Origin of the sequence: Streptomyces sp. NPDC126497 (genome assembly GCF_040302425.1) — a bacterium.
Taxonomy (GTDB): Bacteria; Actinomycetota; Actinomycetes; order Streptomycetales; family Streptomycetaceae; genus Streptomyces.
Genome location: NZ_JBEORT010000065.1, coordinates 1 through 23,577, shown reverse-complemented (window position 1 = coordinate 23,577; position 23,577 = coordinate 1). Strand labels below are relative to the sequence as shown.

At 71.3% G+C, this 23,577-nt stretch carries 23 protein-coding genes; 14 read left to right on the top strand and 9 right to left on the bottom strand.

Annotated elements, in window-relative coordinates:
* Window positions 1–41: 41 nt before the first annotated feature.
* Window positions 42–1,004 carry an alpha/beta hydrolase family protein gene (locus ABTY20_RS24145; protein WP_351999121.1) on the top strand — a complete coding sequence of 321 codons (963 nt, stop codon included), beginning with the start codon at window positions 42–44 and terminating at the stop codon, window positions 1,002–1,004.
* Between the two features lie 246 nt (window positions 1,005–1,250).
* On the opposite strand, the gene ABTY20_RS24140 is transcribed toward ABTY20_RS24145, so the two are convergent.
* A complete protein-coding gene (locus tag ABTY20_RS24140; protein ID WP_351999136.1) occupies window positions 1,251–1,919 on the bottom strand; it encodes a TetR/AcrR family transcriptional regulator in 669 nt (222 codons plus the stop codon).
* Window positions 1,920–1,977: 58 nt separating this feature from the next.
* On the opposite strand from ABTY20_RS24140, the gene ABTY20_RS24135 reads away from it, so the two are divergent.
* Together ABTY20_RS24135 and ABTY20_RS24130 are read left to right on the top strand one after the other, a co-directional pair.
* Window positions 1,978–3,426, top strand: coding sequence for an MFS transporter (locus ABTY20_RS24135; protein WP_351999120.1), 1,449 nt, complete (start codon window positions 1,978–1,980; stop codon window positions 3,424–3,426).
* Entirely contained in the window at window positions 3,423–3,818 is a 396-nt protein-coding gene (locus ABTY20_RS24130) for a cupin (protein ID WP_351999119.1), read from the top strand. The genes ABTY20_RS24135 and ABTY20_RS24130 overlap by 4 nt, the downstream gene beginning before the upstream one ends.
* 207 nt (window positions 3,819–4,025) lie before the next feature.
* Here the strand turns inward: ABTY20_RS24130 and ABTY20_RS24125 are convergent, their stop codons facing one another.
* The 4 genes from ABTY20_RS24125 to ABTY20_RS24110 all read right to left on the bottom strand — a co-directional run bounded on the left by ABTY20_RS24125 (window position 4,026) and on the right by ABTY20_RS24110 (window position 7,214).
* Entirely contained in the window at window positions 4,026–5,039 is a 1,014-nt protein-coding gene (locus tag ABTY20_RS24125; RefSeq protein WP_351999118.1) for an EcsC family protein, read from the bottom strand.
* 149 nt (window positions 5,040–5,188) lie between these two features.
* Window positions 5,189–5,740, bottom strand: coding sequence for a hypothetical protein (locus tag ABTY20_RS24120; RefSeq protein WP_351999117.1), 552 nt, complete (start codon window positions 5,738–5,740; stop codon window positions 5,189–5,191).
* Window positions 5,741–5,811: 71 nt separating this feature from the next.
* Window positions 5,812–6,447, bottom strand: coding sequence for a ribonuclease H family protein (locus tag ABTY20_RS24115; RefSeq protein ID WP_351999116.1), 636 nt, complete (start codon window positions 6,445–6,447; stop codon window positions 5,812–5,814).
* 134 nt (window positions 6,448–6,581) lie between these two features.
* Window positions 6,582–7,214 (bottom strand): Rv1352/Rv1906c domain-containing protein, encoded by a 633-nt coding sequence (locus ABTY20_RS24110; protein ID WP_351999115.1) that lies wholly within the window; start codon window positions 7,212–7,214, stop codon window positions 6,582–6,584.
* A 222-nt stretch (window positions 7,215–7,436) separates the two neighbouring features.
* Here ABTY20_RS24110 and ABTY20_RS24105 point away from each other — a divergent pair, with 222 nt between their 5' ends.
* The 5 genes from ABTY20_RS24105 to ABTY20_RS24085 all read left to right on the top strand — a co-directional run bounded on the left by ABTY20_RS24105 (window position 7,437) and on the right by ABTY20_RS24085 (window position 16,552).
* Window positions 7,437–9,578: a hypothetical protein gene (locus ABTY20_RS24105; protein ID WP_351999114.1), complete on the top strand. Its 2,142-nt coding sequence runs from the start codon at window positions 7,437–7,439 to the stop codon at window positions 9,576–9,578.
* 17 nt (window positions 9,579–9,595) lie between these two features.
* Window positions 9,596–11,218, top strand: coding sequence for a class I SAM-dependent DNA methyltransferase (locus ABTY20_RS24100; protein ID WP_351999113.1), 1,623 nt, complete (start codon window positions 9,596–9,598; stop codon window positions 11,216–11,218).
* Window positions 11,211–12,365: a restriction endonuclease subunit S gene (locus tag ABTY20_RS24095; RefSeq protein ID WP_351999112.1), complete on the top strand. Its 1,155-nt coding sequence runs from the start codon at window positions 11,211–11,213 to the stop codon at window positions 12,363–12,365. The genes ABTY20_RS24100 and ABTY20_RS24095 overlap by 8 nt, the downstream gene beginning before the upstream one ends.
* A complete protein-coding gene (locus ABTY20_RS24090; protein ID WP_351999111.1) occupies window positions 12,362–15,637 on the top strand; it encodes a type I restriction endonuclease subunit R in 3,276 nt (1,091 codons plus the stop codon). The genes ABTY20_RS24095 and ABTY20_RS24090 overlap by 4 nt, the downstream gene beginning before the upstream one ends.
* A 96-nt stretch (window positions 15,638–15,733) precedes the next feature.
* On the top strand, window positions 15,734–16,552 hold the full coding sequence (locus ABTY20_RS24085) for a hypothetical protein (protein WP_502991875.1): 819 nt from the start codon (window positions 15,734–15,736) through the stop codon (window positions 16,550–16,552).
* A 62-nt stretch (window positions 16,553–16,614) separates the two neighbouring features.
* Here ABTY20_RS24085 and ABTY20_RS24080 read toward each other — a convergent pair whose 3' ends face one another.
* Window positions 16,615–16,830 carry a DUF397 domain-containing protein gene (locus ABTY20_RS24080; protein ID WP_351999109.1) on the bottom strand — a complete coding sequence of 72 codons (216 nt, stop codon included), beginning with the start codon at window positions 16,828–16,830 and terminating at the stop codon, window positions 16,615–16,617.
* Window positions 16,827–17,780: a helix-turn-helix domain-containing protein gene (locus ABTY20_RS24075; protein ID WP_351999135.1), complete on the bottom strand. Its 954-nt coding sequence runs from the start codon at window positions 17,778–17,780 to the stop codon at window positions 16,827–16,829. The genes ABTY20_RS24080 and ABTY20_RS24075 overlap by 4 nt, the downstream gene beginning before the upstream one ends.
* A 150-nt stretch (window positions 17,781–17,930) precedes the next feature.
* Here ABTY20_RS24075 and ABTY20_RS24070 point away from each other — a divergent pair, with 150 nt between their 5' ends.
* From ABTY20_RS24070 to ABTY20_RS24060, 3 genes are read left to right on the top strand one after another with little or no spacing between them, the layout of a single operon-like run.
* Window positions 17,931–18,509, top strand: a complete 579-nt coding sequence (locus ABTY20_RS24070; RefSeq protein ID WP_502991874.1) for an ATP-binding protein — start codon at window positions 17,931–17,933, stop codon at window positions 18,507–18,509.
* Window positions 18,510–18,523: 14 nt separating this feature from the next.
* Window positions 18,524–18,781, top strand: a complete 258-nt coding sequence (locus tag ABTY20_RS24065; RefSeq protein ID WP_351999108.1) for a hypothetical protein — start codon at window positions 18,524–18,526, stop codon at window positions 18,779–18,781.
* Entirely contained in the window at window positions 18,778–19,158 is a 381-nt protein-coding gene (locus tag ABTY20_RS24060) for a PIN domain-containing protein (RefSeq protein ID WP_351999107.1), read from the top strand. Before ABTY20_RS24065 ends, ABTY20_RS24060 begins: the two co-directional genes overlap by 4 nt.
* Before the next feature lie 216 nt (window positions 19,159–19,374).
* On the opposite strand, the gene ABTY20_RS24055 is transcribed toward ABTY20_RS24060, so the two are convergent.
* The gene (locus ABTY20_RS24055) at window positions 19,375–20,001 is read right to left on the bottom strand and encodes a TetR/AcrR family transcriptional regulator (RefSeq protein WP_351999106.1); all 627 of its coding nucleotides are present in this window, start codon (window positions 19,999–20,001) and stop codon (window positions 19,375–19,377) included.
* A gap of 146 nt (window positions 20,002–20,147) precedes the next feature.
* Here ABTY20_RS24055 and ABTY20_RS24050 point away from each other — a divergent pair, with 146 nt between their 5' ends.
* Together ABTY20_RS24050 and ABTY20_RS24045 are read left to right on the top strand one after the other, a co-directional pair.
* The gene (locus ABTY20_RS24050) at window positions 20,148–21,281 is read left to right on the top strand and encodes an FAD-dependent oxidoreductase (protein WP_351999105.1); all 1,134 of its coding nucleotides are present in this window, start codon (window positions 20,148–20,150) and stop codon (window positions 21,279–21,281) included.
* Between the two features lie 191 nt (window positions 21,282–21,472).
* Window positions 21,473–21,649, top strand: coding sequence for a hypothetical protein (locus ABTY20_RS24045; protein ID WP_351999104.1), 177 nt, complete (start codon window positions 21,473–21,475; stop codon window positions 21,647–21,649).
* Here ABTY20_RS24045 and ABTY20_RS24040 read toward each other — a convergent pair.
* A complete protein-coding gene (locus ABTY20_RS24040) occupies window positions 21,642–22,499 on the bottom strand; it encodes a VOC family protein (protein WP_351999103.1) in 858 nt (285 codons plus the stop codon). The two genes, ABTY20_RS24045 and ABTY20_RS24040, sit on opposite strands and share 8 nt — an antisense overlap.
* Window positions 22,500–22,683: 184 nt before the next feature.
* On the opposite strand from ABTY20_RS24040, the gene ABTY20_RS24035 reads away from it, so the two are divergent.
* Complete coding sequence (locus ABTY20_RS24035; RefSeq protein ID WP_351999102.1) at window positions 22,684–23,535, top strand: sulfurtransferase; 852 nt, start codon at window positions 22,684–22,686, stop codon at window positions 23,533–23,535.
* Window positions 23,536–23,577 lie beyond the last annotated feature (42 nt).

Genomic DNA, 23,577 nt, shown 5'->3' with positions numbered 1-23,577 from the left:
GACCGGCGGGCAGCAGGTGCCACCGAAAGGGAACCCACGTCATGAACACATCCACAGCCACCGGCGTCGACGCCCTGGGCGCACCCGCCCCGGTCCTGTCCTTCGGCCCCGTGGTCCTCTCCGTGCCCGGACGTCCCGTGGACCTCCAGGTACGCGTCTCCGCGCCGGCGACCGGAACCGGTCTCGCCGTCATCCTCCTCTCCCACGGCCAAGGCCCCTCGAACCACCTCTCCTCGCTCCACGGCTACGCGCCGCTCGTCGACTTCTGGGCCGCCCACGGCTTCGTGGTCGTCCAGCCGACCCACCTCACCTCCAGGACGCTGAGCCACCTGGTCGCCGACGCCCCCGGAGCGCCCTTCTTCTGGCGCTCGCGCTCCGAGGACATGTCACACATCCTCGACCGGCTCGACGTGATCGAGAAGGCCGTGCCGCTGCTCTCCGGGCGGATCGACCCCACCAAGGTCGCCGTCGCCGGGCACTCGTTCGGCGGCTTCACCTCGAGCCTCCTGCTCGGCGCCCGGGTCACCGACCCCGACGGAGGGGGAGAGGCGAGCCTCCTCGACCCCCGGATCAAGGCGGGCGTGCTGCTCGCCGCGCCCGGCAGGGGCGACGTCCTCAGCGGACCGATGGCCGACGCGCTGCCGGTCTTCCGGACCGTCGACTTCTCCACCATGACCACACCCGCGCTGGTCGTCGCCGGAGAGAAGGACGACTCCCGGCACTTCACGGACATGGGCCCGGACTGGCACGCCGACCCCTACACCCTCGCCCCCGGACCCAAGACCCTGCTCACGCTGTTCGGCGCGGAGCACGGACTCGGCGGCATCGCCGGATACGACGCCGCCGAGACCACCGACGAGAATCCCGGACGGGTCGCCGCCCTCGCCCGGCTCACCGCGGCCTACCTCCGCACCCGGCTTCATCCCGGTGACCCCGCATGGCAGGTCGCGTGCGAGGCGCTGACCACCGGGCCCGACCCGGCGGGACGGGTCGAATCCAAGTAAGCCCTCCCGCGCCGCCGGCGCGCGGGGGCGGTCGGAGACCGGCACCCGCCGGTCGCGCCAGGCCTCGGCCGTCGGCGAACTCCGTCGTCAGCCGCCGCCGGAACCGGTTCCGACGGGATCCGAGCCGTTGCGAGGCCCTGAACCACCCGGTTTCGTCGGATGCCCACCGCGCCGGTCGTCATGCGCTCCTCACCCGGCCCCCGGGCCCTGGCGCGGGCGGCCGGGCACATCGTCGGCGGCGCGTCGTCAGCGGCTGAGGAGGAGACCGTCCACCAGGGCCCGGAGCCCGTCCCGGTAGGTGTCCTCGGCGGTCAGCGGCGCCCAGCGGTCCGCGGCCTGCGCCAGGCGGGGCAGCTCGCCCGGGTCGAGGTCGGCGAAGACCTGCTCCCGGTAGGTCGTGCGGTCGTCGTCCGCGCGCCGTCGGGCCGCCGTCGTCCTGACCACGATCTCCCCGGCGGTGTAGTACCAGATCGCACGGTAGCCGTGCACGGCCCGGTCGAGGGAGAGGCCGCACCCGACCAGGCCGTCGACGATCTGCTCGACGAACCACAGCGCGCTCGCGGACAGCAGGTCGTCGGCGGTCAGCACCTCCACGATCCAGGGGCAGGCGGCGAGCGCCTCGTGGATCGCGGTGGCGGCCACGACGACCCGCTCGCGGGGGTCGGCGGGCGGCTCCGGTCGGCGCAGGGCCCGGGCGGCGTAGTCGTCCAGCAGGAGGACGAGCAGTTCCTCCTTGTCGCGGACGTGGTGGTAGAGCGCCATCGGCGTGCTGCCGACCTCCGTGGCCAGCCGCCGCATGGTCAGCCTGTCCACGCCTCCCTCCTCCACGATCCGGCGGGCCGTCCCGATGATCTCCTCGCGGGAGATACGGGGAGGTCGGCCCGGGGTTCTGCGCGGTGCGGACGGCTGCGGCATGCCCTCCATCATCCCCCAGGTGTCGACAACGGCGAACCTCGGCGCTAAGTTTCTATACATGTATAGAAACTCTGGCGGCAGGCCTGAAGTGGTGCTGGCGGCGGCCGCCGTCGCCCAGTTCGCCGTCGCCCTGGACATGTCCGTGGTCAATGTCGCGTTACCCGCGATCCGCACGGCGCTGGGATTCGCGCCGCTGAACCTGCCGTGGGTCGTGCACGTGTACGCGCTCACGTTCGGCGGGTTCCTGCTGCTGGGGGGCCGCGCCTGCGACCTGTACGGCCGGCGCCGGATGTTCGTGCTGGGGCTGGCCGTCTTCGGGCTGTGCTCGCTGCTGGGCGGGCTGGCCCAGGACCCCTGGCACCTGATCGCCGCACGCGCCGGGCAGGGCCTGGGCGCCGCCGCGGCCGCGCCGGCCGCGCTGGCGATGCTCACCACCACCTTCACCGAAGGCCCTCCGCGCGTCCGCGCGCTGGGGGTGTGGAGCGCGGTGAACGCCGCGGGCGGTGCACTGGGCGTACTGGCGGGCGGGCTGCTGACCGAGTACGCGGGCTGGCGCTGGGTCATGCTGATCAACCTGCCCATCGTCGCGGTGGCTCTCGCGCTGGTCCTCACCGGGGTGCCCGCGGAGGCGTCGCCCGTCCGGCGCGAGAGGCTGGACGCGCCGGGTGCCGTCCTGGCGACCGGGGGAGTGGGGCTGCTGGTGCTCGGTGTCGTCCGCACCGACACCCTGGGCTGGGGCTCCCCGGTCACGTGGGCGACCCTCGCCGCGGCGGCCGTGCTGCTCGCCGCCTTCGTCCTCGCCGAGGCGAGGGCCGCAGCACCCCTGCTGCGCCTCGGCCTGCTGCGCAGCCGCTGGGTCGCCGGCGCGAACGTGCTGGTGTTCCTGGCCGCGGCCGGGCAGTTCGCGGCGTTCTACTTCGTGTCCCTGTACATGCAGCAGGTCCTGGGCATGGGTGCCGCGGCGACCGGCACCGCGTTCCTGCCCTTCTCCCTGGGCCTGGTCGCGGGAACCGTCGTCGCCACCCGCGTCACCGCGTCCCGCAGCCCCCGTGCGTCCCTGGTGCCCGGCGCCCTGCTGGCCGCCGCGGGCCTGGCCTGGTTCGCCCTCATCAGCCCCGGCGGCAGCTTCCTCGCCGACGTACTCGGCCCGTCCCTCGTCACCAGTGTCGGCGCCGGGCTGGTCCTGGCTCCGGTCGCCGCCGCCGCGACCACCGGCGTCGCCCCGCGTGAGGCCGGCATGGCCGGCGGCCTCATGAACAGCTCCCGCCAGCTCGGCGGCTGCATCGGCCTGGCCGCCCTGGCCACCGTCGCCGCGCACCACACCGGCACGGCCGCCGACCCCGCCTCGCTCAACGACGGCTACGCCCTGGGCCTGGCCGTCGCCGCCGCCGTCTTCGTCCTCGCGGCGGTCGTGGCGATCGGTGTACTGCCGCGCCGCCGAGCCGTCACTCCCGTCCCGCGCTCCACCACCCCCGCGCAGAACCGGCTGGAAGGAACTCCGTCATGACGACCACCACCATCGACCTGTTCACCTCGGCGCTGCACTTCCACCCCGACGGCGACGTCCGGGCCGCCGAACGGCAGATGACGAGCAGCGGCTCCGGTGCCTGGCAGATCGCCACGTTCCACGTGGAGACCGACGCCGACGTCCACGCCGACCACTGGGAGATGCACCCGGAGGCAGAGGAAGCGGTGTGCTGTCTGACCGGCGGTGTCCGCCTCCACTTCCGTCCCGCCACGCCCGGCGGGGCCGAGGACATGGTGCGGTTGCGGGCGGGCACCGCCGCGATCGTCCCCCGCGGCCGCTGGCACCGCCTGGAACTGGACGCCCCCAGCGACCTGATGTCGATCACCCTGCGCGACGGTACCCGCCTCGAGAAGCGCACCGACACCCACTGATCGTCGTGCGGCCCGGCAGGAGGCCCGCCGGGCCGCACGCGTGCCGGTCAGGAAGCCGTGACCGGTGCCGGGACCGTGCGCCTCCCCGCGACCAGGAGACGCAGCCCCGCGGAGGTGACGAGCTCGGAGACGGTGGCCTTCGCAGCCTCGGCGAGCCCGCCACCCCGTGGACACCGCGCACCCCGCCGACGCCGCAGCGACCGTCACCTACGTGGCGTCGGTCTGGAGGTCGTCGTCCTGGTCGGTCGTCAGTGCGGCCGGCAGCGGCAGTCCGTACTTGTCGCACAGGAACCGGGTCTGGCAGTACCGCCGAGCGTCGGCGGCCACGCTGCCGAGGACCGCGCTGTTCATGCTGGCACCGATGAGGACACCCACGAACGGAACGGCCTTGGCGACGTTTCCAACCGGCACCCTGGAGCCGGCCGGGCCCAGCTGCTGCATCAACTTCTCCAGGGCGGCCAGGAGACGGTGGTCGTTGCGGAGCTTCTCCGACCACCTCACGCGCCCCTTGACCGCATTCGCCGCCCGCGCGGTGTCACGCAACGGCTTGGCTTTGGCCGCCTGTGCCATGAAGGACCGCTGTACCAGGCGTTGGATGAAGTCCTGCTCGCCGGGATCCTTGGCGTCATAGCCGTAGGAGTACGCGATGCGCGATGCGATCGACGTGCTCAGGACCTGGACGATGAGGATGTCCGCTGTCATCGCGGTGAGGGTACCGACGACGGGGACCGTGGCCAGCATGCCCGTGGCACCGCCCTCGACCGCGCCGACGGCCCGCCACGTGAGGGTGTCACGGGTCAGCAGCCGGTCGCAGACTTTGAGGTCCTGCTGCCGCAGTTCGGTGAAACTGTCGATGTCGAAGCCTCGCTTGCGGGCGCGCTCCTCGACGTTCTTCGGGTTGTTGAGCTCCAAGGTCAAGTCGTTGGCCAACTCGAGCAGCGCCGTCGCGCCTGCGAGCACCGGTCGCACGGTCGTGTCGACGACCGCGTCGCCCGCTCGACGGACCGGTTCCGCGACCGCCTCCGGCACGGCGTCCTTGATCCGTCGCACGGCATTTCCCGCGAGCTCACCGGTGCGGCCGAGTGCGGGGCCCGCCCAGTTCGACAGACCACGGCGGTCGTCGCGGCGCTGCCAGTGTTTGTCGACCGTGTCCCACACCTGCCTCTCGTACGCGCTCATCGGGGCCACACCGTCGACGAGTGGACCGGTGTACGTGCTCATGGAGGTTCTCCCTTTCGACTGTGATCGCCGGAGCCACGGTGCCCCATCAGCCGACACGTGGGTGAGGCACATCGTTCAGTGACACGTTCCGAAAGAAGTGGGCATGCGCAGGGAAGAAACTGAGCAATTGCCCTGGCTGGTTTGGTTGTTCAGTCGCCGAGGGTGAACGCGAGGCCGCCCGCGCGCAGTTCGTCCTCGGTCTGGGTGAGACCGCCGCGGTGGGAGACCTCGACCGTGTAGAACTTCGAGCCCGGCGTGATGTCGTCGACCGTGAAGAGGAACTCGCAGCCCAGCTCCGTCTTCCGGCCGAGACCCAGATCGCCCTTGGCGACGAGGGTCCCGGCGGCGTCGGTGACGCTGACCTGGGCACCGAAGTCGATGTCGGAGTAGCCGTCCGTTCCGGTACACAGGTCGCCGGAGTCGAGCCCCGCGCCGATCCCGGTGACGGTGAGCGTCCCGTCGGTGCTGAACGACTCCTCCGAGCCGTCGGCCAGCGACATCCCTGCCCAGCAGGCTCCCACCACGGCGGCCCCGAGACCGGCGCCGATCGCGAGGACGGCGCCGCGCGGCAGCCGCGACCAGCGGGAGGCGGACGCGGCCGGCGGGTGGCCGGGCGCGGGGGCCGGTTCCTCGGCCGTGGCCCGGTCCGTTTCGGGGGCCTCGGCCGGGGGAGGGGTGGGCTGCTGCTCGGGGGAGGACATCGTGGAACTTCCTTTCGGCACGAGGGCGCGGAGGTGTGAGGGAACGGAGGTGTGGCGAGCGGATGCGCGGCTCAGCCCCGGCCGCGCCGGTACTCGGCCAACGCCCCGCTCGCCCAGAGCGGGACCAGCCGGGGTATCTCGGCCGCCGGCACCCGGCCGCGCACGGAGCGCAGGCCGAGCTTGGCCAGGGAGTCGGCGGCCTCGTTGAGCGGGTTGCCGACGTGGGCCTTCTCGTGGACGAAGGTCAGGCCGGGCGTGTACTCGGCGTACATCTGCAGCTTGACGAGGCTGGGCCGGCGGCCCCGCGAACGCAGCCGGGTCCCGTAGCCGTCCGGCATCCGGTAGCCGCCGCCCTGCCACTCGTGCAGGAGTTCCAGGGCGTCGAGGTTGTCGACGCGCACCTCGACGGGCCGCCCGGGGCGCGCCGCGAAGATCCGCCTCAGTCCCCAGTACACGGCCCGGAGTTCGGTGACGACGACGCGGACGCGGGGCGTGGTGAGGTACTGCGGGTAGGCGTGGGCGCGCAGTCCGGTCTCGCCGGTGGTGGCGAGGTAGCCGGTGCCGACCTTGTCGCCGGCGACGGAGGCGTCCGTGGCGAGGACGATCGGCGTCCGGGGGACGGCCTTGACCGTGCCGTCGAAGTGGACTTGCGGACGGCCCTTGAGGGTGGGGCGGGGTGCGTGGGCGAGCGGGGAACGGCGGCCCATCGACGGACCCTCCTGTTCACGTCGGGCGGGTGGCGGAAGGGGGAGGGGCGGGGCGGACGGTCCGTTCCCGACGGACCGCCCGCCCCGTGTCCGCCGCGTCCCCCCACGAGCGCGGCGGCGTGTGCGGCGGCCGGTCAGCCGGTCCTGGTCCACTCCTGGCAGCCGTTGGTTTCGAAGTACTCGCCCTTGTTGACCGTCACCCGGCCCTGACCCTGGAGGTTCGCGTTGGCGATGATCGCGCCGAACTCCCCGGAGGCGTTCTCGGTGCGCGCCCAGTAGCAGTTCTCGATGATGCTGCCCTTCGCGGGCCCGGCGGTCTTGTACGTACCGGCCTGCATGTCCTCGCCGACGAGGTACTGGCCGTCGCCCTCGACCGTGGCGGCCGCTCCGGGCTTCTTGGCGGGCTTCGGCGTGACCGCGACCTTCTCGGTGACCGTGACGGCCGGCTCCGGTTCACCGGGCTCGGCGGGCGCGGCCGCGGTCCTGGTGACGGTGACGGCCGGGGCGGGAGCGGCGGAGCCGTCCTTGCCGCCGGACTCCCCGTCGCCGCCGATGCCCGCGCCGATCACGAGGGCGACGAGCGCGGTCGCGCCGTGGGTGAGCCAGGCCTTGCGGCGCGACGGCTCCGGCCCCGCGGGCGTGCCCGCCGGAGGCTGCCCGGTGCCGGCCGGCGGGACCGGCACCGGCGGTACGGCGCCCCAGCTCGGCGCGTTCCCGGAACCGGCGGGACCGGGGGTGCTGGGCGGTGTCGAGGGCGGGTGGCTCATCGCGGTGGTCCTCCGGTTCGGCGTCGTGGCGCTTGCTGGTCACAAGGTGCCCGCCGTTCCGGTGACGCGGTCAAGAGATCACTGATAACCCGTATTATCAGATGGGTTTCTCTTCGGGTTCCGCCCTCGCTGTAGATTGCTGACGTCCGTCCCGCTGAAGAGGGGTGGACCGAGAGGCGGGGAGGCCGGCCTCAGTGACCCGGGGGAGAGGGGGCACGTCCGATGACGACGCACACGACCGCGAAGACGCCCTCCGTCATCCTGCCCGAAACCCCGGCCTGGCGGATCACCTATGCCGAGATCGCCGCCCTCGCCCAGGTCAAGCGCCCGGTACCCACCACCTGGGCCCGCCGCCACCCCGACTTCCCCGCGCCCGTCGCCCACGAGGACGGTCGTCCCCTGTTCGACGCCCGCGCGGTCGTCGACTGGCTCGCCTCCACCGGCCGCGGCAACACCGACCCCCGCCGGCTCCGCGCCGAGCTCGCCCTGCACACCCTGGCCGCCTGGCGCACCCCGGCCCTGTCCGCGTCCGTCCTGCTCGGCGCGCTGACCTCCCTGGCCTGCCTGCACCAGCAGCTCGACGCCCCCGTCGCCGACGGCCGCCCCTGGCCCACGCTCCTGGAACGGGCCGCCGACCTCGACCCCGACGACCGCTTCCTCCTTTCCGAACTGCGGGCCCTGCCCGACCCCGACCGCACCGGCCCGGCCCTCGCCCACCTCGCCGACGAACTGATCGACGCCGCCTACAACCCCGCCGAGGCCTTCGACTGGATCCTCCAGGCCCGCCACCGCCTCGGCTCCCACGACCCGGCCGCCGACGGGCCCACCCCGGCCGTGGTCCGTGCCCTCGCCGCGCTCTCCGGCGTCGACACCCTCGACGAGGGCGCGGTGATCGCCGTCCCGCACGCCTGCTGCGGCGACCTCCCGGCCGCCCTCCACGACCGCGCCGCCGAGGACTCCGGCCACGTCTACCTCGCCGCCGACCCCGACCCGGCCCGCGTGCGCCTGGTCCGCCGGCGGATGCTGGTGCGCGGGGTGTACGAGTTCCGGCTCGACGTCGTCGAGGGCGAGGAACTGACCGCCGACGAGTGGGGCTACCCGCACCTCCTCGTCTGCGCCCTCCCCTACGAGGCCGCCGAGACCCGCGACGCGAAGGCGGTCCTGGACCAGATCGCCGCCCTCACCGACTACCTCGACACCGGAGCCACCGCCGTCGTCCTCGGCCCCGCCGACGTCCTCACCGGCCCCCTCGCCCGGCACGGCGACGCCGACCGCCTGCGCCGCTCCTTCCTGAAGCCCGGTTTACTCAAGGCGGCGATCAGCCTCCCCGACGGCGCCTACGCCTACCGCCCCGGCTACCGCACGGCGGTCTGGGTCCTCGCCCGCGTTCCCGAGGAACAGCGCACGGGTCTCGTTCTCCTCGCGGACTACTCCGCCCGGCCACTGACCGAGCCCGTCCTCGACGCCCTCGCCGAGGACATCGCCATCTGGCGCGCCTCCGGGTGGACCCCCGACCCGCGTCACGAACCGCGCCACGCCGCCATCGTCCACGGCGCCGACCTGGACGGCAGTCCCGGTGCCGCGTTCACCCCGCAGCACCGCACGGCCACGTCCCGGCACCTGCGGACGGTGGTGGAACGCCCGGCGGTCGTCGCGGACCTGGAGCGCCGCCTGGGCGAGCTCCACGAACGTGCGCGGGCCGGCGAACTCCGGCTGCGGGCCCGGGCGGAACTGCGCCCGGAGAACCAGCCGGTACGCCGTACGTCCGTCGGCCGCCTCCTGCGCGTCCGCCGCCTGCGCCGCCGCCCCGGCCACCGCTTCGCCCCCGAACACCTCACCCCCGAGGGCCACTACACGGTCCTCACCCCCGAGGAGATCCTCGGCACCGCCCGCATCGGCGGCCGTCGCATCGACCGGGGCATCCTGCTCACGGCGTATGAGCACGCCCAGTTCACCGAACCCGGGGACCTCGTCGTCACCGCCCACCCGCACTTCGGGGTGTACGTCGACGTGGAGGGCCTCTCGCTGGTCGCGGCCCCGGCCCGCATCCTGCGCGTCCACCCCGACGCCGACCCGCCGGTACGGCCCCGGGTGCTGGCCGCGCTGCTGCGGGCGGCGGCGGGGGAGCACGCCCGCACCAGCGGCGCCGTGCGCGCCTCCCGCCGCATCGAGGACCTGGTCGTCCCCGATCTGAGCAGCGCCGAGGCCGACCTGTACGAGGCCGTCCTCGCCGAGATCGAGAGCCGGGCGGCGTTACTGCGCGAGCAGACGGCCGCGCTCGACGACCTGACCCGCGTGATGGCGGCCGGCATGACCGACGGCACGCTCACCATCCAGCCACTTCCGCACACCGACACCCACTGAAGGAGACGGTCCACCACATGCCTGCACGTAAGGGCAAGCCCGCCGATCAGGCGGAACTGTTCAGCGCCTCCACCGCCAAGGAGATCCAGGACATCCTCTGGAAGGCGGCGGACAAGCTCCGTGGCTCCATCGACGCCGCCCAGTACAAGGAGTTCGTCCTCGGCCTGATTTTCCTGAAGTACGTCTCGGACGCCTTCGAGGAGCGCCGGGGCGAGCTGGCTGCGGAGCTGGCGGACGACGGCATCACCGAGGACCGGATGGAGGACTTTCTGGAGGACCGCGACGAGTACACCCGCGACAACGTCTTCTGGGTCCCCGAGACCGCCCGCTGGTCCTGGATCGCCGCCAACGCGAAGGCCCAGGGCGTCGGCAAGCTCCTCGACGAGGCGATGGACGCCATCATGCGGGAGAACGCCTCCCTCACCGGTGTCCTCCCCAAGATCTTCAACCAGGACCGCGTCGACCAGAAGCGCCTCGGCGAACTCGTCGACCTCATCAGCGACGCCCGCTTCGGCGGCAACGAGGAGAGGCCGGCGCAGGACCTGCTCGGCGAGGTGTACGAGTACTTTCTCGGCAACTTCGCCCGTGCCGAGGGCAAGCGGGGTGGAGAGTTCTACACCCCGCAGTCCGTGGTGCGGTTGATCGTGGAGATTCTGGAACCGTACCAGGGGCGCGTGTACGACCCGGCATGCGGTTCAGGTGGCATGTTCGTGCAGGCGGCCAAGTTCATCGAGGCGCACAGCGGGCGAGGCCACAAGGCCGACATCTCCGTCTTCGGCCAGGAGCTCAACGAGCGTACATGGCGCCTGGCCAAGATGAACCTCGCCATCCACGGCATCGACGGCAACCTCGCCGCCCGCTGGGGCGACACCTTCGCCGACGACAAGCACGCGGACCTGAAGGCCGACTTCGTGATGGCCAACCCGCCCTTCAACATCAAGGACTGGGCGAGGGACGAGACGGACCCGCGATGGAAGTACGGGGTCCCGCCGAAGAACAACGCCAACTACGCCTGGCTCCAGCACATGATCTCTAAGCTGGGGGAGAAGGGTACGGCCGGCATCGTCCTGGCCAACGGCTCGATGAGTTCCCAGTCCAGCGGCGAGGGCGAGATCAGGCAAGCGCTGATCGAGGCGGACCTGGTGGCGTGCATGGTCGCGCTGCCTTCGCAGCTCTTCCGTACGACTCAGATCCCGGCGTGCCTGTGGTTCCTGTCCAAGGACAAGTCCCCCCAAGGCGCCCGGCGGTTCGACGACCGACGTGGCGAGATCCTGTTCATCGACGCCCGCGGGATGGGCGAGATGGTGGACCGGACAGAGCGCGTATTCACGGAGACCGACCTCAGGAGAATTGCCGACACCTACCACGCGTGGCGCGGCACGGCGTCGGCGCGCGAGGCCGGGCTGACGTACAAGGATGTGCCGGGCTTCTGCTGCTCGTCCGACCTGGAGAAGGTACGGCAGCACGGGTATGAGCTCTCGCCGGGAACGTACGTGGAGGCGGTTGCGGACGACGAGGAGAAGATCGAGGTCATTGCCGAGCGGGTCAATGACCTGACAGGCCAGTTGTATGAGCTCTTCGATAAGTCTGGCGAACTGGAGAAGGCGGTTCGCGAGCAGCTCGGGAGGGTCCATGTCTGACTGGCGACGCGTTACTGTCACAGATGTCGCAGTCCCCAAGGGATTGGTGGGTGGGCCTTTTGGTTCCTCTCTTGGAAGCAAGGACTATGTTGCGGCTGGCGTGCCTGTGATCCGAGGATCGAACCTCGGGTCCCTGGGTACCTTTGATGCACGCGACTTCGTTTACGTGACTCCGGAGAAAGCCAACGGACAGTTGGCACGCAACCAGGCCAGGCCTGGAGATGTGGTCTTCACGCAGCGAGGGACCCTTGGCCAGGTTGGCATTGTTCCGGCAGAGCCGCATGACTGTTACGTGATCTCTCAGAGCCAGATGCGGCTTCGCGTGGACAGGTCTGTCACCACACCTGAATTTGTCTATTATCAATTCAGATCGCCTGAGATGGTGAGGAATATTCATAGTCGGGCGATCACTGCCGGTGTGCCTCATATCAACTTGGGCATTCTGGCCTCCTTGGGATTCGTGCTTCCACCGCTGGAAGTGCAGCAGGATATCGTGACGGTACTCGGAGCGCTGGACGCCAAGATTGCTGTCAACGAGCGAATCGCGGCAACGGCCCTGGAGTTGGGTTCGGCGAAGTTCCGACTTCTCCGTGAATCAGCCACCGAAACGACCACCGTGGGTGACTTGGTCGAATTGAAGTACGGGAAGGCGCTCCCTGCGGCGCGTCGTGTGGCTGGAGATGTCCCTGTGTTCGGCAGTGGGGGTGTCAGTGGCTCCCATGACGAACCCCTGGTGAAGGGGCCAGGTGTCATTATCGGTCGCAAGGGGACTGTCGGCGCCGTATATTGGTCAGAGGTCGACTTCTTCCCGATTGACACCACCTTCTATGTTGTGTGTGCGAATGGAAGAGTGTCCTTGGAGTACATGTATTTCGCTCTCAAAGGTCTTGGGCTGGAACACATGAACTCTGACTCCGCTGTGCCGGGCCTTAATCGAGAAAGAGCTCGATCGCTGTCGCTTCGGATTCCGGAATCGGACGCCGTGCAGGAGTTCACAGCTGACGTGGGGAACCTCTTCCGGCTGCAGCGCAGCCTTGAGGAAGAAAGCCGCACCCTTGCCACCCTCCGCGACACCCTCCTCCCCCCACTCATGTCCGGCCGCCTCCGCGTCAAGGACGCCGAAAAGATTGTCGAGGACGCCACATGACGACGCGCCACGACGGAAACGAGCCCGACGACAGAACCCACCGCCGTCCCACCGAAGCCGACTGGGAGCTGCTCGCCCTCGACGAGCTGGCCGAGCTGGCCTGGCAGCCGGCCTCCGGTAACGCGTTCGCACCCGGTTCCGACCACCGGAAGTCCTGGGACGACCTGATCCTCTACCCGGACCTTCAGGAGGCGATCGAGCGGCTGAACCCGGACCTGCCCCCGGACGCCGTCCGTGAAGCCGTGGCGACCGCCGCCACCCCCGGCTCCCAGGACACCTACGAGGAGAACCGGGCCGCCCACCGCCACCTCACCACCGGCATCCGGTCCGTCACCTACACCGACTCCCACGGCGCCGAGCACAACCCCACCATCCGCCTCCTCGACCTGACCGACCCGGACGCGAACACCTACCGCGCCCTCAGCCAGGTCACGGTGATCGACGGCGACAGGAACCGCCGCTTCGACGTCATCCTGTACGTCAACGGCCTGCCCCTCGCCGCCATCGAGCTGAAGCGCGCCGGCGACGAGGACGCGACGCTCCAGACGGCCCACGCCCAGGTGGCCCGGTACGTCCAGGAGTTCCCGACCGCCTTCCGCTACAACACCGTTGTCCTGCTCTCCGACGGCATCACCGCGAAGTACGGCACGCCGTTCACGCCGTACGAGCACTTCGCCCCGTGGAACACGGACGAGTTCGGCGCCCGCGTCGACCCGCTGACCGCCGACGGTTTCTCGGAGTCGGGACAGAACCTGGCGCTGCACGGTCTGTTCACCCAGTCCCGCTTCCTCGAACTGATCCAGTCCTTCGTCAACTTCGTCCCGTCGAAGCGGATGAAGCGGATCGCGAAGCCGCACCAGTACCACGCGGTCACCCGTGCCGCCGACGCCGTCCGCACGGCCTCGGCCAGCGACGGCAGGGCCGGCGTCGTCTGGCACACCCAGGGGTCGGGCAAGTCGGAGGAGATGGTCCTCACCACGACCATGGTGATGCGGGACCCGGCCCTGCTGAACCCCACCGTCGTGGTCGTCACCGACCGCACGGACCTCGACGACCAGCTCTACTCGACGTTCCAGGAGAGCGAGATCCTCCCGGAGACGCCCAAGCAGGTCGTCACCCGCGCCGAACTCCGGGAGGAGCTCGCGGCGAAGAGGACGGGAGGGATCCTCTTCACCACGCTCCAGAAGTTCGGCAAGACCAAGGAGGAGCGGGAATCGGGTACCGATCACCCGATGCTCTCCGACCGCCGGAACATCGTCGTCATCGTCGACGAGGCCCACCGCAGCCACTACGACGACCTCAAGGGCCTCGCCCGCCACCTGCGCGACGCGCTCCCGCACGCCACGCTGCTCGCCTTCACCGGTACGCCGATCTCGGAGGAGGACCGCGACACCCGCGAGGTGTTCGGCGACTACATCGACGTCTACGACCTCAAGCGGGCCGCCGACGACGGCGCGACCGTGAAGGTCTACCACGAGAGCCGCGTGATCCAGCTCGTCCTGGACCGCGACGTCGACCCGACCGCCATCGACGAGGAGGCCGACCGCATCACCGACGGCCTCGACGACACCGAGCGCCGCCGCGTCGAACAGGCCGTGGCGACGATGAACGCCATGTACGGCGCGCCGGCCCGCATACGGGACCTGGCCGCCGACCTGGTGGAGCACTGGGAGGCGCGTCGGGAGCGGATGAAGCCGTTCGTCGGTGCCTCCGAGTCGGGCGGGGCGCCCGGCAAGGCGATGGTGGTGTGCGCGACCCGCGAGATCTGTGTCCGCGTCTACGACGCACTGCGCGAGCTGCGCCCCGAGTGGCACAGCGACGAGTTCGAGAAGGGCACGATGAAGATCGTCTTCTCCTCGAACTCCCGCAAGGACTCGGACGAGCTGCTCGCCCACGCGCTGACCGACAGCCGCCGCAAGGCCGTCATCAACCGGGCCAAGGACCCCGACGACGAGCTGGAGCTGCTCATCGTCAACAACATGCTGCTGACCGGCTTCGACGCCCCGCCGGTCCACACCATGTACCTGGACCGGCCGCTCAAGGGCGCCAACCTGATGCAGGCCCTGGCCCGCGTCAACCGCCGTTTCCGCGGCAAGGAGGACGGCCTCCTCGTCGGCTACGCCCCGCTGACGGAGAACCTCCAGCGGGCCATCGCCGAGTACACCGAGGCCGACCGGCGCGACCGCACCCTCGGCCAGGACGTCGAGCGCGCACTGGACGAGCTGCGCAACGAGTACGACGTCCTCACCGGCATCCTGCGCGGCTTCGAGTGGGAACCCCTGCTCGACCGCCCCGGCCCCCGCGCCTTCGTCGACGCCGCCCTGAAGACCGCCAACCACCTGCGCGACCCCCGCACCCAGGGCAACAACCCCGACCTGCTCGACGACCCGCGCCAGACCCTGGGCCGCCGCTTCCGCGACCACGCCTACCGGCTGGAGCGCTTCTGGGCGCTGGCGGGCAGCTCGAAGGAGGTAGGGGAGCGGTTCGCGGGCACGCCGGCCTGGAAGCGGCACATCCAGTTCTTCGTCGAGGTCCGCGCCTACATGGCCAAGCTGGACGCCATGGAGCGCGAGGCACGCGGCCTCCCGGTGGCCCGCGACGTCGAGCTGTACCTCTCCCAGCTCACGTCGTCCGTCGTGGAGACGGGCGGAGTGACGGACCTGTTCGCCGAGGCCGGGCTGGAGACCGCCGACCTCACCCACCTCACCGACGCGCTCGTCGCCCAGCTCCAGCAGAGCGACACCCCGCACCTGGCGGCCGAGGCGCTGCGGCGGCTCGTCGAGCGGAAGATGCGCGAGGTCACCCGGCACAACATCGTCCGGCAGACCACGTTCTCCGAGCGGCTCCAGGACCTGATGGTGCGCTACATGCGCCAGCAGTACACCAGCGCCGAACTCATCGCCAAACTGGTCGAGATGGCCAAGGAGGTCGCCGCCGACGCCCGGCGCGGCGAAAAGTTCGACCCGCCCCTGAACTGGCGCGAACTCGCCTTCTACGACGCCGTCGCCGACCACGGCACGGCCCGCTCGCTCATGGGCGACGAGGTCCTGGCGGGTATCGCCCGCGAACTGGTCACCGAGGTCCGGCGCCAGCTCAAGCCCGACTGGATCGCCCGCGAGTCCGTCCGCGCCCGCCTGCGCAGCACCATCAAGCGCCTCCTGGCCCGCAACAACTACCCGCCGGACCAGCAGAAGGACGCCATCGACCTGGTCCTCCGCCAGATGGAGCACTTCGCCAACGAGTGGTCCACCAACGGAGAGGCCGGCGGCTGAGCTGTCCGCCCACAGCCCCTCACGTCCGAGCGAGGGCTGTTCACCGAAATCACCGGAACTTCTGAAGGGCAGGTTCATTTCATGGCGGGTAAAGAGATGGAAGACCCGGGGTCGCATTTCTCCACAGTGCTGGTCGCTGCGGCGAAACTTCCGGGTGTGCGTATCAACAGAGAGACGTACCTTCGGAAGGCGCTGTCCCGCCACTGCTCCGAAGAGCAGATCAAGGCAGCGATCGAGGAGACCCCGGCGGCGGCGGGTATCCCCCTCGACATCCTGGAGAAGGCGGCCAACGACTCCATCAAGTACGAGACCGCCAAGGTCAGCGCCGCCTCCGCGGCAGCCGGACTGCCCGGCCTGGTATTCCTGCCCGCCACCGTCCCCGCCGACCTGGCTCAGTACATGGGTCACATGCTGCGCGTCGCGCAGAAGCTCGCCTACCTCTACAGCTGGCCCGACCTGTTCTCCGGCGACGAGATGGACGACGCGACCGAGGGAGTGCTCACACTCTTCGTCGGCGTGATGTTCGGCACCCATACGGCGACCACTGCGATCGGGAAGGTCGCGGAGGAGATGTCGAAGCACGTCGCCAAGAGCCTTCCCAAGAAGGCACTCACGAAGGGGATCGTCTACCCCCTGGTGAAGAAGATCGCGCGTCACCTCGGCCAGGAGATCACGAAGCAGACCTTCGCAAGGACCCTCTCCAAGGCAGTCCCCGTCGTCGGAGCCGTTGTTTCCGGCGGGCTCACGTTCGCGACCTTCCGACCCATGGCGAAGAAGCTGAAGAACCACCTCGCCGAGCTGGACATGACGAAACCCGCCCCGCGGGTCGAGGACTTCGAGGTCGTGCTGGAGCGCGAGCCCTCCGCCACGGACTACGTCGAGCGGTCCGACGGGGACGACGCTGCATCCAAGTAGAGAGCCCTCAGCTGACGCATCCGGGCCCTCGGGAGCCCGGATGCGTCAGCTACGGCCCAGCCTCAGACGCGCCGTTCCGACGAGGTCAACCCGATGAGGCCCGCCCATGCCTCACGGGAGACAGTGAGTACGGGACCGGCGTCAGCCTTCGAGTCCCGGACGTGCACAACTGCTGTAGCAGACGCGACCTCTACACAATCGCCGCCCTCGGTTCCGCTGTAGCTGCTCTTGAACCAGGCCAGGTCCGAGGCGACGGTCGAGGACTCAGTGTTGTTCATAGTGATCCCAGCAACCCTTCGATGAGCTCCAGCGACTCTCGCGGACTGAGAGCCTGAGATCGGATAATCCCATAGCGGGCGGCAGCCAGAACCCCTTGCTCAGGGTCGGTCTGTAGAGAGCCGATCCCTTGTGCCTCGGCGTACACGAACTTTTTGCCGTCCTTCCGAGTCACAACGGTGAACGGTCCGTTCACACCGGCATTGTCCTCGCGGTCGACCGGCATGACCTGAATCTCGACGTTGCGCCTCTGTCCGATCAGCAGCAGGTGCTCCAACTGCCCGCGCAGCACGGACGTGCCTCCGTAAGGGCGCCGCAGGATTGCCTCGTCGAGTACGAAACTCAGTAGCGGGGCAGGCCGACGATCGAAGATGTCTCGCCGGGCCAACCGGGCCGTCACTCGCTGCTCGATGGTTTCCTCGTCCAGGGGAGGCCGCCTCATGGCGAGCAGCGCCCTCATGTACTCCTCCGTCTGAAGCAGCCCTTTGACCACTAGGGTGTCGTAGGCGACCAGCTCAACGGCCTCCTTCTCCAGCACCGCCATCCCCTGGAAGAACCCCGGATACTGAGCCCGCTCCACCTGCTCCTTCCACAGGCACAGCAACCCGCCCGCCCCCAGCACCTCATCCGCCCGCTCGATCGTTCTCGGCGTCGGAATCCTCCGCCCCTGCTCGAACGACGCGATGGTGGACGCCGAGTACCCGAGCCGCCGGCCGAACTCCTCGCGCTCCAGCCCCTCCCGCACCCGCAGCGTCTTCATGGTCTGCCCGAACGCGACCACGACACCCCGCCCGGCCTCGTCCTCCGGCCGCCGCCCGGTTCCGCCGTCGTTCCCCCACCCGTCCCCGAGACGCACGACCGCCGCTCCCGCGCCGCCGCCGTCGCCCCCGCCGTGCTCACGCTCCCCGGGAACCGCCTCGGCCCCGGCCTCCGCACCCGTGCGCTCCGCCATGTCCACCACCGCCTTCTCTCGCTCAACGCCCCCGCAAGGGACGCCGTCACGGCGCGCAGCTCCGACACGCGCGTACACCACGGGTACAGCCGCCCCCTGTCGCTGCGTCACCACTGGTCACGCTACGCGACCGACGGGACCGTGGGAGGCGTGACGACGAAACCCACCAACCCCACCGACACCACCCAACCCGCCACCCCCTGCGCCCTCTTGAAGGCGTCCTCGCCACCGGGCCCCGACTTCGGGATGCGCTTCACCTCCACACCGCGCGGAGCCCGTCTCGCCCGCCGCCTCGCGGCCGTCCGCCTGGACGCGTGGGGCATCCCGTACGGCACCGACCCGCACGACGCGATCGTGCTGATCGTCGCCGAACTCACCGCGAACGCCGTGAGCCACGGCCACGTGCCCGGCCGGGACTTCCACCTCCGCCTCCACACCACCCTCGACGGCCGCACCGTGCGCGTCGAGGTCACCGACACCCGCACCGAACGCCACCCCCGCCGCCCCGCCCTTCCCGAGAACGCCGCCGGCGTCGAGGAAACCGGCCGCGGACTCCTCCTCGTGTCGCAGCTCGCGACCCGCTGGGACTGGCGCCCGCGCCCGGACGGCCCGGGCAAGACCGTCTGGGCGGAGTACGTGCTTTCGTCACGGGGGGCGGTGATGGTGTCGTTCGACGCGGAGGGAGCCGCCTGGACGGGTACGTACCCGTACCCGTATCCTCGGGGGTGACTGAGGAGGCCTGTATGCCTGACGCCAACATCCGTATCCCTGCCGAAGCCCGCGACCGGCTCGCTCGGATAGCGTCCTCCGAAGGCATGTCACTTCGGGGCTACCTGTCCCACCTCGCGGAGACCCTGCTCACGCCCGAGGAACGAGCCGCCCGCGCCGACCAGGCGCGCACCGCCTTGCGGGCATGGAACGGTTATGACCCGAGTGCGAGTGAGCAGGCCGAACTCGACGCAGAACTGGACCGGCGGCTCCGTGAGGCGGGAGCCAGGTGACCGAAGCTGTGCACATCGTTCTGGACGAGACGGCGATGGTGGCGGTGGGCCGGGGCAATGTGCTCGCCTCGCGCCTGATCCACCGTGCGCATTCCGAGGCGGGCTGGTTCCTTTACGCCCCGGTATGCGCGCTGGTGGAAGCCGATCGCGTGCGGCCTGGAACGGCGGAGCACCTCGCCGCGCTTCCCGGCATCGCGTTGCTGGACCTGGATCTGCCCGCCGCGCTCGCCGTGGCTCGCGAGACGTCCTGGGCTCCCGCCCACACCCGATACGCGGCCGAGCCGACGGCGGAGCGGCCGAACGGAGCCGTGATCGCCACGACAGTGCCTGACGTGTGGAAAGGGCAGCCCGTACGGGTGATCGACCTCAACGGTTGAGGTCAGCCGGCGCACTCCGGACGGCTGGGAGGGCAGCGGAGCCGGCACGGCTCCGGGGGCGGACTGAGGGGCCGGGTGCCGGTGCCGCCCGGCGTCGGCGGACCACCCGGGCGGGGCAGGAGGGGCCCCTTCCGGATCAAAGGGGGACAGGCCTTCGACGTCCGTGCCGAGGCCATGGCCCGCTCCGGGACCAGGACCGCGAGCCGGCGCGTCCGCTCACGCCCCGCTCCGGGTGAGTGCGCTCCAGCCCTGTTCCAGGAGGTCGAAGGCCCGGTCGACGACCTCGCGGGGGGTGTCGTGGGGGTAGGCCGCGCGGGGGGCTTCGAGGGCGAAGTGGGCCAGGGCGGTGCAGGCGGGGTCGTCCGCGGGGAGGCCGCTCTCCTCGGCGATGACCCGGGCGAGCGCGGTGGTGTGGCGCAGCCACATCTTCTGGGCGTAGTCGCGCAGTGCGGGGGTGCGGGCCACCAGGTCGGTGAAGGCGGTGAAGCGGGCGTCGCCGTCGGCGGAGACCAGCCGGGTGGCCAGGGCGTGTTCGCGCAGTGCGGCGGGGACGGACCGGCCCTCGGGCCGCTCGCGGACGGCCGCGAGCAGGTGGGCCTCCTGGTCGGCGTCCTCGTCGAAGACGAGGGCCTCCTTGACCGGGAAGTGCTTGAACAGGGTGGTGGTGGACACGTCGGCGGCGTCCGCGATCTCGCGGATGCCGACCTCGTCGTAGCCGCGCTCCAGGAACAGGCGCAGCGCGGCGTCGGCGATGGCCCGGCGGGTGGCGGCCTTCTTGCGCTCGCGGCGCCCCAGGGGCGCGGGGGAGGAGCCTGTCGTGGTGCCGGTCGTCGTTCTGGGCATGCCGGCACTCTATCCCCTCGGTTGCCTCGCTTCAAAAGTTGAGTTGTTGCACTTATTGAGTCGGTGTGCTTTTCTGGCGGCGGCCGTGAGGCACCGCCCGGCCCTCTTCTCCCTCCCGGGACCACACGGAACGAACGGAGCACACCGTGAACACCACCCCCGCACCCCGCATCGCCGTCATCGGCGCCGGCCCCGGCGGCCTGACCTGCGCCCGCATCCTCCAGCGGCACGGCATCACCGTCACCGTCCACGACCGCGACGCCGGCCCCGACGTCCGTGACCAGGGCGGCACCCTCGACCTGCACGCCGACAACGGCCAGGTCGCCCTGCGCGAAGCCGGTCTCCTGGAGGAGTTCTTCCGGCTGGCCCGCCCCGAGGGGCAGGAGATGCGCCAGCTGGACCCGGCCGGCACGGTCCTCTTCCACCACGTCCCCGAGCAGGGCGAGCGGTTCAAGCCGGAGATCGACCGCGGCCGGCTGCGTGACCTGCTGCTCGACTCGCTCCGGCCCGGCACCGTGCGCTGGAACCACACCCTGCGGGCCGTCGACGGCCCCGCCGAGGGTCCCCGGCGGCTGCGCTTCACCGACGGCACCACCGTCGAGGCCGACCTCGTCATCGGCGCCGACGGAGCCTGGTCGACGGTCCGCCGCGCCCTCTCCGGGGCCACTCCCGAGTACAGCGGCGTGAGCTTCCTGGAAGCCTGGTTCCACGACGTCACGACCCGGCACCCCGACATCGCCGAACTCGTCGGCCAGGGCAGCGCCGCGGCGGCCGACGGCGAGCGCGGCCTGTTCGCCCAGCGCAACGGCGGCGACCACATCCGCGTCTACCTCATCCAGCGCGTCCCGGCCGACTGGATCACCGCCGGAGGCCTCTCCCTCCAGGACACCGACGGCATCCGCGCCCACCTCCTGGAGCGCTACCGCGACTGGTCACCCCGCCTGCGCCGGCTGATCACCGACAACGACGGCCGCTACGTCGACCGCCCGATCTTCGCCCTTCCCGTCCCGCACACCTGGGAGCACAACCCCACGGTGACCCTGCTCGGCGACGCCGCCCACCTCATGCCCCCGCTCGGCGTCGGCGTCAACCTCGCCCTGCTCGACGCCTGCGAACTCGCTCTGGCCCTCGCCCGCCACGACACCGTCGGCGAAGCCGTCCGTGCCTACGAGGAGACCATGCTTCCCCGCTCCACGGAGACGGCCCGGCTCCTCGACGGCGCCGCCGCCGGGCTCCTCTCCACCGAGCTGCCCGACTTCGCCACCGCCGACCACCACTGATTCCCGGGACGGGCCGGGCGGCGGCCGGGGCCCGTCACTCCCGCCCGATCAGGAACACCTGGTCGTCGCCGCGTTCCGCGCAGGGCTCCGTCCCGACCGCCGCGCCCGCCTCCCGCGGCATCATCAACGGCTACGTCATCAAGCTGTCCGACAAGAAGTGCAGCAAGGGCACCAAGCGCACCGAGCTGTTCGTGCACAGCGAGACGAAGCCGAACGGCAGGCAGGGCACCATCGGGTCCGAGCGCTGGGGCGGCACGGGCGACTACTGCTCCAACGGCTGCGTCAAGCTGAAGCCGGCCGACATCAAGGACCTCTTCGCCAAGGCCGGGCGCTACGGCCGGCCGAAGACGCTGTACGTCGTCAAGTAGGCCGCGTGGAGGCCGCCGTCGGCGGCCGGCGGGAGTCCGCGGGCCGGCGCGGGCTCCCCACCACGGCGAACCGCGCCCCCTCCGGGTCCGCCACCAGGGCGGCCCTGCCGTGGTCCCCGTCGCGGGCCGGTGCGAGGACCCGGCCGCCCAGGCGGCGGACCCGCTCCACCGCGTCGTCGGCGTCGGCGACCGCGAAGTACGTCGTCCAGTGCGGACCCCGGTCCCGGGGAAGGGCGGCGCCCACGCCGTGGACACCGGCCACGGGACGGCCGCGCAGGCGCAGGGTGACGTGATCGGGGCCGGCGGAGGGCGCCGCCGGCTCCTCGTCGTAACCGAACACGGTCGTGTAGAACGTGGCGACGCCGGCCGCCGCGAAGGTCGTCAGCTCGTTCCAGGCGGGCGTGCCGGGCACACCGGTGACGGCGGCGCCCGGGCCCGCGGCCGCCTGCCGGACGCCGAAGACGGCGCCGCTCGGGTCGGAGCCGATCGCCAGCCGGCCGGTGTCGTCGGCGTCCAGCGGGCCCACCCCGACGGTGCCGCCGCACGACCGCACCGCCTCCGCCGTCAGGTCCGCGTCGTCCGAGGCGAAGTAGGGCGTCCAGGCGACCGGCAGATCGCGGTCCGGCGGCAGCACGCCGACACCGGCCACCTCGTGCCCGTCGAGCAGGGCCCGTACGTACGGGCCGGGTTGCCGAGGGCCGGGACGGAACTCCCAGCCGAACAGCGCCTCGTAGAACTCCCCGGTCGTCTCCAGGCCGTGCACCATCAGGCTCGCCCAGCAGGGTGTGCCGGGCGCGTGCCGTGCGGGCGCCCCGCCGTTCGGGCGGGCGCTGCCCCGTGCGTCGGTCATGTCGTCGCTCTCTCCTCGGCCGTGTGGGGCGGCCGTCGTCCTCTCGCGTCCAGGCGCATCGTTCCCGCGCCGCCGTCGACACGGTACGCGCTCGGTCCGGTACGCACCGTGACGGGTCCCGCCCGGCCGAGCACAGTAGCCGGGCGGGAACGGATCGGCCACCCCGTGCGCGAGGATGGTGGCCATGAACGCCATCATCTCCGCATCCGAACTCGCGAGTGCGCTGGCGGGCCCCCGCCCGCCGGTGCTGCTCGACGTCCGCTGGCAGCTCAGCACGGCGAAGGCGGCCGGTGAGCCGCCGTTCGACGGGCGGGCCGCGTACGAGGCGGGGCACCTCCCCGGCGCCGTCTTCGTCGACCTCGACGAGGAGCTGGCGTCCGCGCCGGGCGAGCGCGGACGCCATCCGCTCCCGGACCTCGAGGTGTTCGGCGCCGCGATGCGGCGGGCGGGCGTGTCGTCCGCCGTGCCGGTGGTCGTGTACGACGGGGGGCTGGGCTGGGGCGCCGCCCGCGCGTGGTGGCTGCTGCGCTGGACGGGTCACCCGGACGTGCGGGTCCTGGACGGCGGGTTGCCGTCCTGGGAGGGGCCGTTGGAGACCGCGGTGCCGCGGCCGGCCGCGGGCGACTTCGTGCCGGTGCCGGCGGAGACCGGGCTGCTCGACGCCGACGGCGCGGCGGCGCTGGCGCGTTCGGGGGTCCTGCTGGACGCCCGCGCGGGGGAGCGGTACCGCGGTGAGGTGGAGCCGATCGACCGGGTCGGCGGACACATTCCGGGCGCGGTCTCGGCGCCCACCACGGAGAACGTCGGCGCCGACGGCCGTTTCCTGTCCGCGGGGGAACTGGGCGCCCGGTTCGGGGCGCTGGGCGTGTCGCAGGGCTCACCGGTCGGCGTGTACTGCGGCTCGGGCGTCTCCGCCGCGCACGAGGTGCTGGCGCTGGCGGTCGCGGGCATCCGGGCGGAGCTGTACGTGGGTTCCTGGTCGGAGTGGTCGTCCGACCCCGGGCGGCCGGTCGCGGTGGGACCGGAGCCGCGGTAGACCGCCGAGCAGCGCGCCGAGGGGCGCCCGCCGCACGGCGGG

Coding starts and splice junctions, on each gene's coding strand:
- ABTY20_RS24125 (WP_351999118.1), bottom strand. CDS start 5,039: ATGAGCACGTACACCGGTCCACTCGTCGACGGTGTGGCCCCGATGAGC.
- ABTY20_RS24090 (WP_351999111.1), top strand. CDS start 12,362: ATGACGACGCGCCACGACGGAAACGAGCCCGACGACAGAACCCACCGC.
- ABTY20_RS24100 (WP_351999113.1), top strand. CDS start 9,596: ATGCCTGCACGTAAGGGCAAGCCCGCCGATCAGGCGGAACTGTTCAGC.
- ABTY20_RS24105 (WP_351999114.1), top strand. CDS start 7,437: ATGACGACGCACACGACCGCGAAGACGCCCTCCGTCATCCTGCCCGAA.
- ABTY20_RS24120 (WP_351999117.1), bottom strand. CDS start 5,740: ATGTCCTCCCCCGAGCAGCAGCCCACCCCTCCCCCGGCCGAGGCCCCC.
- ABTY20_RS24035 (WP_351999102.1), top strand. CDS start 22,684: ATGAACGCCATCATCTCCGCATCCGAACTCGCGAGTGCGCTGGCGGGC.
- ABTY20_RS24095 (WP_351999112.1), top strand. CDS start 11,211: ATGTCTGACTGGCGACGCGTTACTGTCACAGATGTCGCAGTCCCCAAG.
- ABTY20_RS24080 (WP_351999109.1), bottom strand. CDS start 16,830: ATGAACAACACTGAGTCCTCGACCGTCGCCTCGGACCTGGCCTGGTTC.
- ABTY20_RS24110 (WP_351999115.1), bottom strand. CDS start 7,214: ATGAGCCACCCGCCCTCGACACCGCCCAGCACCCCCGGTCCCGCCGGT.
- ABTY20_RS24130 (WP_351999119.1), top strand. CDS start 3,423: ATGACGACCACCACCATCGACCTGTTCACCTCGGCGCTGCACTTCCAC.
- ABTY20_RS24085 (WP_502991875.1), top strand. CDS start 15,734: ATGGAAGACCCGGGGTCGCATTTCTCCACAGTGCTGGTCGCTGCGGCG.
- ABTY20_RS24140 (WP_351999136.1), bottom strand. CDS start 1,919: ATGCCGCAGCCGTCCGCACCGCGCAGAACCCCGGGCCGACCTCCCCGT.
- ABTY20_RS24065 (WP_351999108.1), top strand. CDS start 18,524: ATGCCTGACGCCAACATCCGTATCCCTGCCGAAGCCCGCGACCGGCTC.
- ABTY20_RS24145 (WP_351999121.1), top strand. CDS start 42: ATGAACACATCCACAGCCACCGGCGTCGACGCCCTGGGCGCACCCGCC.
- ABTY20_RS24040 (WP_351999103.1), bottom strand. CDS start 22,499: ATGACCGACGCACGGGGCAGCGCCCGCCCGAACGGCGGGGCGCCCGCA.
- ABTY20_RS24075 (WP_351999135.1), bottom strand. CDS start 17,780: ATGGCGGAGCGCACGGGTGCGGAGGCCGGGGCCGAGGCGGTTCCCGGG.
- ABTY20_RS24115 (WP_351999116.1), bottom strand. CDS start 6,447: ATGGGCCGCCGTTCCCCGCTCGCCCACGCACCCCGCCCCACCCTCAAG.
- ABTY20_RS24055 (WP_351999106.1), bottom strand. CDS start 20,001: ATGCCCAGAACGACGACCGGCACCACGACAGGCTCCTCCCCCGCGCCC.
- ABTY20_RS24135 (WP_351999120.1), top strand. CDS start 1,978: ATGTATAGAAACTCTGGCGGCAGGCCTGAAGTGGTGCTGGCGGCGGCC.